Here is an 11,929-nt window from a genome sequence, read left to right on the forward strand (position 1 = left end):
GCGCTTCCTCGCGCGCCTGCCACGCGCGCCCCTACTGCGCCTTGACCGCCGGTGCGACGCGGCGGCCGATGGCCGCGCCGATCATGACGCTGGCGGCCATGATGGCGGCGCCGATGCCGAGTGCGGCGACGGTGGGCGTCACAAGCGCCCCGACGGGCAGGGCCACTTCGAAGAAGGCCGCGACCTGGGGGATGACCATACCCGCCACGCCGGCGGCGGCGCACAGGGCCACGAGGCCTCCTCTCCACGAGGCGAGCGGGCTGGCGACGCGTGCGAGCACGATGAGGCTCAGTGCGAACAGCACGATGACGCAGGTGGCGCGCAGGTCCGAGAGGTCGGCGGCCCGGGAGAGGTCCCAGCCCATGACGCCGGGCAGGATCCATGAGCAGCACAGCAGCGAGATGGCGATGCCCGCCCCGTTGGGTATGGAGAAGCGCAGCACGCGCCCCAGGAAGCCGGGGATGTAGCGGCGTGTGTTCGGGGCAAGCGCGAGGAAGAACGCGGGGATGCCGATGGTCAGGGAGCCGATGTAGGTGATATGCCGCGGCAGGTACGGGAAGGGTATGCCGGTGAGCACGACGCCAAGGGAGACGATGGCCGAGTACGCGGTTTTCGTCAGGAACAGGCTGGCGACGCGCTCCATGTTGGCCATCACCTGGCGGCCGCGGGCGACGACGTCGGGCAGGTGGGAGAACTTCGAGTCGACGAGCACCACCTGCGCGACGGCTTTGGTGGCGGGCGCGGCGTTGCCCATCGCGATGCCCAGGTCGGCCTCCTTGAGGGCCAGCGCGTCGTTGACGCCGTCGCCGGTCATGGCGACGACATGCCCGCGCCGGTGCAGTGCCTGCACAATGGCCTTCTTCTGATTGGGCAGCACGCGGCCGATGACGTCGACGTCCTCGAGTACGTCGGCCAGCTCATCCACGTCATCGGGAAGCGTACGCGCGTCGATGGCGCGCGGCTCGGCATCGCCGCGTAGGCGCACGCGGCGCGCGATGGCGGCGACGGTCAGCGGGTTGTCGCCGGAGATGACGCGGCAGCGCACGCCCTGCTCGCGGAACCACGCAAGCGTCTCCTGGGCGTCATCGCGCACGGATTCGGAGCACACGGCGAGGGCGACGGGGCGCGCGCAGGCCGGGATCACGGCAAGCGCGGAGGCCGGACCGTCTGCGGTGCTGGCGCCCATGCCATGGGCGGCGTCCGCATCATCGACGGGGGCGGCGAGAAGCAGAAGCACGCGAGCGCCCGTGGCGGCGAGTCCGGCGACCGTATCGGACAGTTCGGTCAAGGCAGGCGCCGATGCCGCCGGCGACGCGGAGGAATGCGCCTCCTGCATGCGGGCCATCAGAACCTCGGGGGCGCCCATGAACCAGGCCGTTAGCGCGCCGTCCCGGCCGCGTTCGAGCACGGCGCTGAATTTGCGCGCCGAGGAGAACGGAAGGCGGGCTACCACGTCGCCGCGCGAGGCGACCGTCGGGGCGAGGCCGCGGCGCGTTCCGTCCGGGGACAGCAGATCGACGCCCCCGTCCGCGGCGGTGTGGCCGTCGGCGCCGCTGTCGGCTCCACGGCCCGCGCCGCGCAGGCCGTCGAGGATGGCGCGGCCGGTGGCGTTCGGCGTGTCTTCGTCGCAGGCGTCGTACAGCGCCTGGGCCACGTCGGCCACCGGGCGGGAGTCGTCGACGAGACGCAGCGCGTTGAAGTCGATGCCTCCGTCGGTGATGGTGCCGGTTTTGTCGAGGTTGAGGCAGTCGACGCGGGCGAGCGTCTCGACGGCCTCGAGCTCCTGGACAAGCGTGTTCTTGCGCGCCAGGCGCATGGCGGCGATGGCGAAGTTCAGCGAGGTCAGCAGCACGAGGCCCTCGGGGATCATGCCGACGACGCCGGCGACCGACGAGACGACCGCGTCGCGCCACTCGCCGCTGGCGATGGCGGCCGACCAGCCGCCGTAATGGTTCATCTGCGTGATGATGAGCAGAATGCACAGGGGCACGACGATGAAGGTCATGGCCTTGAGAATCCGGTTGATGCCGTCCTGCAGGTCGGAATGCGTTTTCGTGAAGACCTTCGCCTCGGCGGTGAGCTTGGCCGCGTACCCGTTCGAACCGACGGCGGTGACACGCGCGAGCGCGAGGCCGGAGACGGCGGTGGCGCCCGACAGCGCCATGTCCCCCGGCTTCTTGGGAACCGTGCGGCTCTCCCCCGTGAGCATGGATTCGTCGAGTTCAAGGCCCCACGATTCGACGATCCGCGCATCGGCGGGCACCTGCTCGCCCACGCGGATCCACAGGGTGTCGCCGAGCACGATGTCCTCGAGCGCCACCTCCACGTTGCGCCCGCCGCGGCGCACGAGGTTCTTCGATCGCACGAGGATGGACAGCCTGTCGAGCGTGCGCTTGGACTTGAGCTCGGTGAACACGCCGATCAGTGTGTTGATGATGATGACGAAGCCGAAGACGGCATCCTTCCACCGCCCCGTGAGAAGCACCACGACCATGCAGGCCAGGATGATGCCGTTGAACAGGGTGAAGACGTTGGAGACGATGATCTGGCCGACCGTGCGCGTCGTGCGGGTGCGCTGCACGTTGGTCTCGCCGGCGGCGACATGACGCGCCACCTCCTCGGGGCCAAGGCCCGGCTCGTCGACATGAGGCATGCGTTCGCCGGCATCGGCGGCCCGTGCGCCCGGCCCGGTCCCCTGCGACGTCCGCTCCGTGACCTTCGCCGCATTCCGCGTCACGCGCGTGCGATCGGTTCTCGCCATCGTTCCTCCTTCGGCGTCGTTATGCGCGCCATCGTCCGTGCCGTCCCATCCGCCCTGGGTTTCCCGGCGCTACATCCGCACGTACATCTGCTTCTCATGCGCGTCGGCGTTGATGACGGCCGCGAGCGCATGGTAGAGCGAGTACACGTTGTTCTCGATGTCCTCGTCGCTGTCGGTGGGAATGAAGTCTGCGGCGTACAGAAGCTGGTTGTCCGGATCGATCTGGCCGTCGAGCAGGATGACGGGGATGCCGGCGTCACGCGCCACTCCAAGGGATTTCTCCCATGCCTCGCTTGTGGATGCGTCGGAGGTGTCGTCGGGATGCACCACGATGAACGTGACCTTGCGCTTGGCGAAGTCCTCGACGGCCTTGCGCTGCTGCTCCCCCGTGGCCGCCTGCGCGTAGAACACGGACAGGGAGCTGTTCTCGGCGCCCGCGCGGAATTTCTGGACGAGGTCGTCGTCGGTGCCGCTGCCGACGAGGGCGACGCCATAGTCGGAGCGGTCGATGTAATCGTGCGAGATCGTGGCCTGCGTGTCCTGGGTGTCCCCCACGGCGCGGCCGCGCGGAGCACAGGACGACAGGCAGACGATGGCGCACAGAAGGGACGCGGCGAGGGCCAGCAGACGCAGGGGGCGTCCGGCGGCACGCACGGGCAGGGTTCCGTTTACCGGCGCGGATGCCTCGCGAGCGGAGGTTGCGTCTGCGGTGTGATGGCGATATCGCATGGCCGTCCTTTCGACGTCGCTGGGAATGCCCGGAACCAGACCGGATCTGCAACCCTACTCTAGTGGAGACCTGCGCCCTCGGAGGTTTTTCAGCGCTGCACGAAGTCCGCACGATATGGCGCAACCGGAACTATGGCGTAGCCCCGCCCATGACGGAACCGGCCCGGATATGGCGAGAATACGACGAGGCCGCCCCTTGGAAGGGGCGGCCTCCGAGCTATTTCCCCACGGCACGCCACGTTAGGCACGGCACGCCAAATTAGGCACGGCGGGCCGAGCCTCGGCGGGTCGGGCACGCGCGCGTGTTCGTCGGCGCATCGCCGAGCGCCTCGTTAAGCGCGACCAGCACCTCGCGCAGGCTCGCGATCTCGATGGGACTGCGCCCGCTTTTCGCGATGACCTCGCGCATCGTGGCCTCGACAAGGGGCTGGGCCTTGTCGAAGGCCCGGCGCCCGGCGGGCGTGACGGCGATCAGCGAAGACCTGCGGTCCTGCTCGTTCGGCTGCCGTTCGAGCAGCCCGTCGCGTTCCATACGGTCGAGCACCTTCGTCATGCCGCCTGACGTGATGCCCAGGTGCGCGGCGATGTCGCCCGGCCGGCATGTCCCGAGACTCAGGAGCGTGCGCAGCACGTCATAGGAGGTGACCGATATCGCGTCGCCCTCCTCGAGACGCTGTTCGACCAGAGCCCACAGGCGCGTTTCGACGCGCACCGTCACATCGAAGATATCCGTCAGATCGGTATCCGTGATGGCGGTATCCGGTTTCCCCGGCTCTCGCGCCGTCGGTCCCGCCGCATCATCATTGGCGGATGCCATGTGTCTGCCTCCTTGCCTCGCCGATCATTCTTTGATCTCGTTCTCTTCTTTGATGTCGTTCTCTGCTTACTTGAACAGAACGAAGCCGTCGGTCCAGGCGATCCGCTCGCGGGCGGCCAGGGAGATCTGGAGATAGCCAAGCGCCTCCATCTCGTGGGCGCGCTGCAGGGAGCCGGCATCGAACACCGTGGCGCCGGATGCCGCGACGACGTCCGCAAGCGCCTTCTTGGCGTCCGCGTCGTCTCCCGCCACCATGACGCTCGTCTTCTTCTGGCCGGCAACCTCTCCGGAGGCGAGGGTGGCGGCGAAGTTCGTGTTGAAGGCCTTGACGACATGGGCGTTGGGAATGAGCGCCTGCAGCTCGGCGGCGGCGCTGCCGGCCTCGACGGCCAGCGGTTCCATGGTGGAGAAGTCGACCGGGTTCGTGATGTCGACCACGGTCCTGCCGTCGAAGGCGGCGCCGGCCTTGCCGGCGATATCCGCGAGCGCCGGGTACGGGACGGCGAGGACGACGATGTCGCCGTACTCGGCGGTCGCGACCTCGTCGTGGCCGACGAAGGTGACGGTGGCGCCGGCGCGCTCGAAAAGCTTCGCGAGGGAGGTGCCCATATTGCCCTTGCCGATGATGGAGATTGCGGTCATGATGATCCTTTCGCTTGTGCGTGTGCCGGGTTGCCGGAAAGGCCGCCGGAACTTGTCTTGTCGGCTTGTATCTTACGCGCAAGCAATCATCGTGTCAACAATCTCGCCCTCTCCCCGCCCTTCCGGCGTGTCGCACCCTGCGCCACCTGCCCTCAGGCCGTCACGGCAAGCAGCAGAAGCATCGAGACGCCCTCGCTCACCAGCGGTACCATGCCCGCCACATACCCGTGTCTGCCGCGCAGACGGTAGTACAGCGCGTACATGACGACGCTCACGACGAAGGCGAGGGCGAGCGCCACGTCCATCGTCACGGCGCCCGTATGCGTCATACGCCCGGCGGAGCGCAGCACATCGACGGCGGCGTATTCGAGCGCCGTCCATCCCACGATGAGAAACAGCTCGCAGGTGAAGCGCCGCCCCAGGGCGAGGACGGTCACGGCGAGCAGGACGAGGAACAGCCCGACGCCAAGCGAGAGAATCGTGCGCCCCGGCACGATGCGCTCCCCCGGCGCGTCGAGGACGCTGACGAAGCTCATGCACAGGCCGGCGGCACCTGCCCCGATGGCGCCGGCAAGCAGGATGACGATGGCGGGAAGGTTCCGGCCGTGGCGCCGTCCGGGGCGGAACGCGACCGCCCACCACGCCAGGTAGAACAGACAGCAGACGACGAGCAGCCTCTGGCCCGTCACAAGATTCGCCGCGGCATACGCGGGATCGTACAGATGCGACATGCGCCCTCCTTATGCGGCCTTACACGGCGCCTCCCCGCGCCGTGCCTCCAGCATAGGCGCGCTCAGGCGAACAGGAGCAGCACGAGGCCGGGCGGGAACACGGCGCAGACGAGGGACATGGCGGGCGCGTACGTGCCGATGGTCCAGAACACCGGGCACAGCACGAATTCGCTGACGAGAATCGTGAAGGCGCAGCTGACGAAGGCGCCGCGCGAGCGCACGAGGCGTTCGAAGCACATAACCCATAGGTCGGCCAGCGGCACCAGGACGAGGATGCAGCACAGGTCGCGCCACCACGCGATGCGGTCCGTCTCGAGAAGGCGCGTGGCGGCGAAGGCGACGATCGCGGGCACGATGGCGTGCGCGAGGTTCGCCGCGTACTCCCATGCGAAGCGCGCCCCGCGCGTCATGGCCATGCCCGGCCCGCCGTGCCTCGTGCGCGCTCCGACGGCGAGGAACAGGTCGAGGAACACGAGGATAAGCGCCATGGATCGCACGGGCTGCACGCGCGCCAGGGCGCCGCCGTTCATGGCGGACGCTAGGCCTTCCACATGCACGGTTTCGAAATCGGCATGGAACACGCTGCCCCCGGCCAGGAAGTCCTGGTAGCGCCGTGCGAGCTCCTGCCGTTCCTGCGGGCTTGACATGCCCAGCTGGGAGGAGGCCTCGTTCTGCAGAACCGTCAGCGCACGCCGCTGCCAGATGACGGCGAAGACGGTTTCCTTGGCCTCGCTTCCCAGCGAGGTGAAAGGCGAGTCGACATAGGTGATGGCGCCGGAGATGTCTTGCTCGTCGCCGGCCTCGATGCGCGAGGTGGCGCCGGGCGAGATGACGAAGCCGCATTGCGCCTGCCCCGTCTGGACCTCGTGGATGAGCTCCTGCTCGCTCGAGGCCTCGCGGAAGTCATACGACGAATCCGCGGCCTCGATCTGCTCGACGAGCTGGTGGCCGCTGTCGCCGTCCTCGTTCCACAGGAGCACGGTCCACGATGTTCCCGCCGGCACGGAGACGACGGAAATCATCCACAGAACAAGCGCCATGAGAACGGCCGCGATCCAGCAGGCGGGGCGGCGCAGCTGGCCCTTGAGCGACAGCGCGAACCACAGGAGCCCTTTCTTCAGCGCCTTCATCGGGCCGCCTCCCCGTCCTTCGGCGCCATGCCGCCGGGCGCCGCGGCGACGGCACGCGGTCGGCGCCCCCGGCTTCCCCGGCGCCCTGTGCGCAGGCGGGGCAGCTCATGGTGCCGCGCCTTGTCGCATACCACGGCCACGCAGACCATCAGCGCACCGACTGCGAGAACCACGAGGACATCGGTCACGGGCATGCGTCCGGCGGTCAGCGCGTCGGCCGCGTACCCGCGCTCGATCGCGAGGGGCAGCACATCGCCCACGGCCGCCACCGGTGCGGGCAGGAAGGTGGACGGCAGGAGGCACCCGCCCGCGAACACCATCACGAGTCCGACGAGCAGGAAGATAAGCCCCGCGTGCTCGCTGCGGCGGGTCAGCGTGTACATCATGGTGTCGAACGCGCCCATCATGAGGGCGCCGGGAAGAAGCCTGAGCGCCACAAGCGGCAGCGACGCGCCGAGCACGATGCCGCCAGAATGCGCGAGCAGGGCGAGGACCGGTGTCAGGAGCACGACGGCGACGGCCCACAGCGCAAGCCCGATGACGCCCGTTTTGATCAGCGCGTCGAGCCACGCCGACACGCCGTATACGCGCAGCTTGCGCTCCATCTCCTCGTCTTCCCCTGTGAACAGGAAGCCGAAGTTAAGTCCGATGCCGAAGGTGAGCAGCGCCACGACCACCGACAGATAGTATTCGTGCAGGCCCATGGTGCCGACCGGCGAGTACGTGCGCTCGGAGAAGATGCCCAGGCGCGCGAAGCAGGCCTTCGCGTAGGCCATCGCGAAGACGCCGCCCATCTGCTCGGGGTCGGATACGTCCGCCCGGGTTTCGCGCACCTGCTCGATGGCCGAGTAGGTGCCGGCCTCGGATGCGCTCAGAAGGCTGACGAAATCGTCGACCACCTCGCGAAACAGGCGCGTGCCCATGGCGCCGCTGTCGGGAAGGTAGATGACGGCGGGCGTGTTCGTGCCGTCGACGAGGTCATCGTAGAAACCGTCGGGAAGCCAGATGGAGGCGCTGCATTCGCCGCTCGCGACCATATCCCGCGCCTCGTCCTGCGTGTCGATGTAGCGCAGGGTGCCGAGGCTCACGCCCTCCTGCGAGCCGGCGACGGCTTGCATGATGGCCGACAGTCGCGGATCCGACTTCACGCCGGCCATGCACACGGTGATCGGCGAGACGGACGAGGAGCGCGTCATCAGTGACGACACTCCGAGCGCTGCGCCGACGAGCACGGCGGACATAAGCACGATTCCCACGAGCATATGCCCCAGCGAGACGACGACCCTCTTGGCCTCGATCCTCGCATAGCGGCGGGCGATGGAGGTTCCGTCCCCGCGCCGGGTGTGTCGGTTGCGTGTCATGCATCAGATCCTGTCAGCCACGGTCCTGCATCGAACGCGGCGGAATGTCCGGCGCCGCCGATAGGCGTGCACCGGCGGTTGAGTCAGTTGTACTACTTGAGCTGGTCCGCGGCGCGCTGCACCTGCTGCTGAAGGTCCTCCAGATCGCTCGAGGTGGCGGTGGAGAGGTCAAGTGCATTGCTCGCATCCACGGTTTTGATGGAGGCGTCGGGAGAGACGGAGATAGCCATGTTGTCGATGGATACGTCGGAGTCCGGCTCCACATGCGGCACGGTGAAGGTGAAGGCGTTGCCGTCCTTCTTCGTGGTGCCGCTGATGCTCCAGGTGTCGGCCCCGTCAAAGGACGTCAGGGTCAGCGTGCCGTTCGACGAATCATAGGAGTAGCCGTAGCCGGCGTTATCCGACGGGCCGTGGGAGTAGCCGTACCTGGCGTTATCCGACGGGAAGCTCGCGGTCCACGTCTCGGTGCTGCCGTTCGTCGACCCGCTCCATGCGAAGGTTTGGCTGTATCCGCCGTCGGTGTACGTCATCGTGCAGTTCTGCATCGCGAAGTCGCCACCCTTGAAGTCGATCTCGTACGACGGGCCGTCGGACGCAGACACGGCGAGCATGGCCAGCTGGCCGCCCTTGACGTAATAGGTCAGCGTGGCCGAGCCGTGGACGTCGGCGAGTTCCTGCTTCGCGGACGCGATGGCGGCCTGGAGCCTGGCGATCACATCGGCCTTGCCGCTGACGTCGTACATCTCCTGCAGCATGGCGTCGGTGAACACGGTGTCGGATTGCACGATGCCCGTCAGCGCATCCGAATAGGTGCCCAGCCACACCGACAGGTCGGACGCGGTGACCTGCGCCGTGTAGCCGGAGCAGCCGACGGTTTTGCCATTGACCTCGAGGTCCTTCTTGTCGGCCTTGCTCCACGTCAGCTTGTCGAGGTTCGTCTCGGTGGCGGTCAGCAGCTGCGAGAGGGCGTCCGCCACTTCCACGAACAGCATCGGGCTTGCGAGGCCGAAGGAATCGCCGACGGCCTTCGTCTCGTTGCTCGAATCGATGTCGAAAGTGTTGGCCACGGACTGGCTCAGCGAGCCGTGTGCGTAATCGTAGGTGATGGGGCGCGAGTACAGGGCGGGCACGTTGAGCGTGGCGCGCGAATCGTCGCCGTAGAGGGTGGCGTTCGTGGTGAAGCCACCGAAGTTGACCGTGCCGTTGAGCGAGTGCCGCTTGGCCTTGAGATCATAGGAGTACGAGGCATCGAGCGTGCCGGATGTGCCGTCCGAGTCGATGGTGCCGGAGAAGCCGAGGTCGGCCGTGCGGTTGGCGAGGATTTTGTCGAGGTGCATGTCCTTGCCCAGCTGGCCTTCCTCGACGGACGAGAGCGCGGCCGTCAGGCCTTCGACGAGCTCCTGGCCGCGCGTCTTGCGCGAGCCGATCTTATACCCGACGAATCCGGCGACAAGCGCCACCACCACGATCGCCGCGATGAGGGTGACGATGCGTGCCGGACGCGACATGCCTCGCTTGGCCGGCTCCTGGTCGGTGTCCGGCTGCGATGCGATCGGCAGGCCCGTGGCGGGGTCGAACAGAGCCATCGTCTGGTATGCCTGCGTCGGCTGCGCGGAGGCGTCCGGCTGGCCGTAGGTGCCGGCGGCGCCATACGATGCGCCCGGCGCGCCCGGCTGCTGTGCGTCATACTGCGGCGCGTCATACTGCGGCGCGGCTCCATATGATGCGGAGGCCGCGGAATCGTATGCCTGCCCCTGCTGGTAGGAGCCGGACTGGTAGGCGTCCTGCGCGTACTGACCTTGCTGATACTGGCCCTGCTGATACTGGCCCTGCGCATACGGGTCGGCGGCAGCGGTCTGCGCCGTCTGTACTGTCTGCGCCGTCTGCGGAGTCTGAACCGTCTGCGCGACAGGCTGCGCATACTGCTGCGTCGCGTACTGCTGCGGCATGGGCGCCGCGGCCCCGGGATTGCGGGGAACGCCTGTCGACGGATCGAAATTCCACCCCTGGTTGTCTGTCATCGTCCTTCTCCTTTCTGGCTCCGGTTCCGTTCTCGGCCACATATTCTCCCGACCGGGAACAACCGTCACAACGCCTATGATAGCGGCGGCTCGTTCCCGGCCGCGCCATCGGGCCGCCATAGGGCGTCCCCCGGCGTCCACGGCGTCAGGGTTCCGCCGTCGAGCAGATAGCAGCGGCTGGAGGCGCGGATCTCCGCGTCGTCGTGCGTGGCCACCACAATCGTGCCGTTGCCCTGGCAGTACCAGCGCATCCAGTCGCGGATCTCACGGCGGTAGTAGATGTCGAGCGCGGCGGTCGGCTCGTCCATGATGAGAACGGGCGGCTTGCGCACGACGGCGCAGGCGATGCTCACGCGGCGCTTCATGCCGCCGGAGAGGCTGCGCACGGGCTTGTTCAGGATGTCGCGCAGGTGGAAGACGTCGAGGATCGACGGATCGACGGCGCGGATGCTGCCGCTCCACAGCGCCACGTTGTCCCGCACCGTGAGCTCCTCGGCCAGCGGATTGCCCTGCGGCAGGTACCCGCAGAAACGCGTGAGCTCCCTAGGGCGGCGCGTCACATCGTGCCCGTAATAGACGATGCGCCCCGCGTCCGGACGGATGATGCCCGCCATGATCTGCAGCAGCGTCGATTTGCCGCTTCCATTGCGGCCGATGATGGCGATCTGCTCGCCCGGCATCGCATGCATCGAGACATCATGCAAGATCGTGTGCCTGCCATACGACGCCCCCACGCCGTTGACGTCAACCGAATGCATCGGCTCCCCCGCCTGCCCGGCCGCCCCCGCGGGTTGCGCGGCCTCCTGGCACCCGGCGCCGTCCTGTCCGTCCGCGGCGCCCCTGGAGCCGCCGTCCTCGCTCGTCGTCATCTGCCGCACCTCCCGATCGCCCGCGGCGTTCCGCGGCCCACAGCCGGAAGTCTAGCATCGCGCGGGAACACCGTCCCCTATCCGGCGACGCCGCGCCATCGTGTCATCGCCATCGTGTCATCGCCATCGTCACAGCGCCATCGTCACAGCGCGCCGCAGGCACGCAGCAGCTTCTCGATTTCGGTGCCCTGCACCTTCTTGAGGAACTCGCGCAGCGCCAACCTGTCCTTAAGCGGCAGGTCCATTTCGGGCAACGTCTTGCCGTCGGCGAGCTTGACGGCCGAGGTGATGAGGTCGCGCAGGTCGAACACGCTGCCCCCACACCTCCGGCACGCCGCGGTCCACGTTGCACAGCGTGTAGACCGTCTCCATGCCCGTGCGGATCGAGTACTCGTCACGATAGCGGGTCGCGGTGGCAGATCGCGTCGGACGGCGTGGCCGTGCCGGCGGAATCGTCGGGAAGCATGCGGATGGCGTCGAACACGATTCCACCGTCGGTGATCGTTCCCGTCTTGCCGAGGTTGATGTAATCGTGGGAGATGGTGGCCTGCGTGTCCTGTGTGTCGCCGACGGCGTGACCACGCGGCGCGCATGATGCGAGGAGCAATGCGATGCAGATCGCCGAGGCGATATATATATGCATACCTTCATGCATGGCATGGCTGCGATCTCCACGGATATGAACCTCTTGTACCAAACTACCCCAAGCGTTGTATTCTGTTCGTCAGACTGACCAATGTCTGCGCTATCATCTTTTTGCCATTACGCCGAAGAAGGAAGAAAGCCATATCAACCATGAGTATCAAACCACCGAAGGCCATCATCGCATCGGCCATTCGCAAAATCATCGCCACGGCGGCCACCGTCA

Annotated in this window: 11 protein-coding genes; all 11 read right to left on the bottom strand. The window is 67.3% G+C overall.

What is annotated here, in order from left to right; genetic code table 11:
* Positions 1 to 31 precede the first annotated feature (31 nt).
* Positions 32 to 2,653: an HAD-IC family P-type ATPase gene (locus PSRA_RS00750; RefSeq protein WP_094660030.1), complete on the bottom strand. Its 2,622-nt coding sequence runs from the start codon at positions 2,651 to 2,653 to the stop codon at positions 32 to 34.
* A 177-nt stretch (positions 2,654 to 2,830) separates the two neighbouring features.
* The gene (locus PSRA_RS00755; RefSeq protein WP_143516282.1) at positions 2,831 to 3,490 is read right to left on the bottom strand and encodes a type 1 periplasmic-binding domain-containing protein; all 660 of its coding nucleotides are present in this window, start codon (positions 3,488 to 3,490) and stop codon (positions 2,831 to 2,833) included.
* 259 nt (positions 3,491 to 3,749) lie between these two features.
* A complete protein-coding gene (locus tag PSRA_RS00760; protein ID WP_094659949.1) occupies positions 3,750 to 4,307 on the bottom strand; it encodes a MarR family winged helix-turn-helix transcriptional regulator in 558 nt (185 codons plus the stop codon).
* Between the two features lie 66 nt (positions 4,308 to 4,373).
* Positions 4,374 to 4,949, bottom strand: coding sequence for an NADPH-dependent F420 reductase (locus tag PSRA_RS00765; protein ID WP_094659950.1), 576 nt, complete (start codon positions 4,947 to 4,949; stop codon positions 4,374 to 4,376).
* Positions 4,950 to 5,101: 152 nt separating this feature from the next.
* Positions 5,102 to 5,680 (bottom strand): hypothetical protein, encoded by a 579-nt coding sequence (locus tag PSRA_RS00770; protein WP_094659951.1) that lies wholly within the window; start codon positions 5,678 to 5,680, stop codon positions 5,102 to 5,104.
* 62 nt (positions 5,681 to 5,742) lie between these two features.
* On the bottom strand, positions 5,743 to 6,810 hold the full coding sequence (locus tag PSRA_RS00775; protein ID WP_094659952.1) for a hypothetical protein: 1,068 nt from the start codon (positions 6,808 to 6,810) through the stop codon (positions 5,743 to 5,745).
* Positions 6,807 to 8,171: an ABC transporter permease gene (locus PSRA_RS00780; RefSeq protein WP_094659953.1), complete on the bottom strand. Its 1,365-nt coding sequence runs from the start codon at positions 8,169 to 8,171 to the stop codon at positions 6,807 to 6,809. The genes PSRA_RS00775 and PSRA_RS00780 overlap by 4 nt, the downstream gene beginning before the upstream one ends.
* A 92-nt stretch (positions 8,172 to 8,263) precedes the next feature.
* Positions 8,264 to 10,192: a hypothetical protein gene (locus PSRA_RS00785; protein ID WP_094659954.1), complete on the bottom strand. Its 1,929-nt coding sequence runs from the start codon at positions 10,190 to 10,192 to the stop codon at positions 8,264 to 8,266.
* A 74-nt stretch (positions 10,193 to 10,266) separates the two neighbouring features.
* Positions 10,267 to 11,061 carry an ABC transporter ATP-binding protein gene (locus PSRA_RS00790; RefSeq protein ID WP_211280463.1) on the bottom strand — a complete coding sequence of 265 codons (795 nt, stop codon included), beginning with the start codon at positions 11,059 to 11,061 and terminating at the stop codon, positions 10,267 to 10,269.
* 143 nt (positions 11,062 to 11,204) lie between these two features.
* Positions 11,205 to 11,372: a hypothetical protein gene (locus PSRA_RS09075; protein WP_211280464.1), complete on the bottom strand. Its 168-nt coding sequence runs from the start codon at positions 11,370 to 11,372 to the stop codon at positions 11,205 to 11,207.
* Positions 11,373 to 11,455: 83 nt separating this feature from the next.
* On the bottom strand, positions 11,456 to 11,704 hold the full coding sequence (locus tag PSRA_RS09290; protein ID WP_094659955.1) for a hypothetical protein: 249 nt from the start codon (positions 11,702 to 11,704) through the stop codon (positions 11,456 to 11,458).
* Positions 11,705 to 11,929 lie beyond the last annotated feature (225 nt).

This window comes from Pseudoscardovia radai (assembly GCF_002259605.1).
In the GTDB taxonomy this organism is placed as follows: Bacteria; Actinomycetota; Actinomycetes; order Actinomycetales; family Bifidobacteriaceae; genus Pseudoscardovia; species Pseudoscardovia radai.

Coding starts and splice junctions, on each gene's coding strand:
- PSRA_RS00750 (WP_094660030.1), bottom strand. CDS start 2,653: ATGCCTCATGTCGACGAGCCGGGCCTTGGCCCCGAGGAGGTGGCGCGT.
- PSRA_RS00755 (WP_143516282.1), bottom strand. CDS start 3,490: ATGCGATATCGCCATCACACCGCAGACGCAACCTCCGCTCGCGAGGCA.
- PSRA_RS00760 (WP_094659949.1), bottom strand. CDS start 4,307: ATGGCATCCGCCAATGATGATGCGGCGGGACCGACGGCGCGAGAGCCG.
- PSRA_RS00765 (WP_094659950.1), bottom strand. CDS start 4,949: ATGACCGCAATCTCCATCATCGGCAAGGGCAATATGGGCACCTCCCTC.
- PSRA_RS00770 (WP_094659951.1), bottom strand. CDS start 5,680: ATGTCGCATCTGTACGATCCCGCGTATGCCGCGGCGAATCTTGTGACG.
- PSRA_RS00775 (WP_094659952.1), bottom strand. CDS start 6,810: ATGAAGGCGCTGAAGAAAGGGCTCCTGTGGTTCGCGCTGTCGCTCAAG.
- PSRA_RS00780 (WP_094659953.1), bottom strand. CDS start 8,171: ATGACACGCAACCGACACACCCGGCGCGGGGACGGAACCTCCATCGCC.
- PSRA_RS00785 (WP_094659954.1), bottom strand. CDS start 10,192: ATGACAGACAACCAGGGGTGGAATTTCGATCCGTCGACAGGCGTTCCC.
- PSRA_RS00790 (WP_211280463.1), bottom strand. CDS start 11,061: ATGACGACGAGCGAGGACGGCGGCTCCAGGGGCGCCGCGGACGGACAG.
- PSRA_RS09290 (WP_094659955.1), bottom strand. CDS start 11,704: ATGCATATATATATCGCCTCGGCGATCTGCATCGCATTGCTCCTCGCA.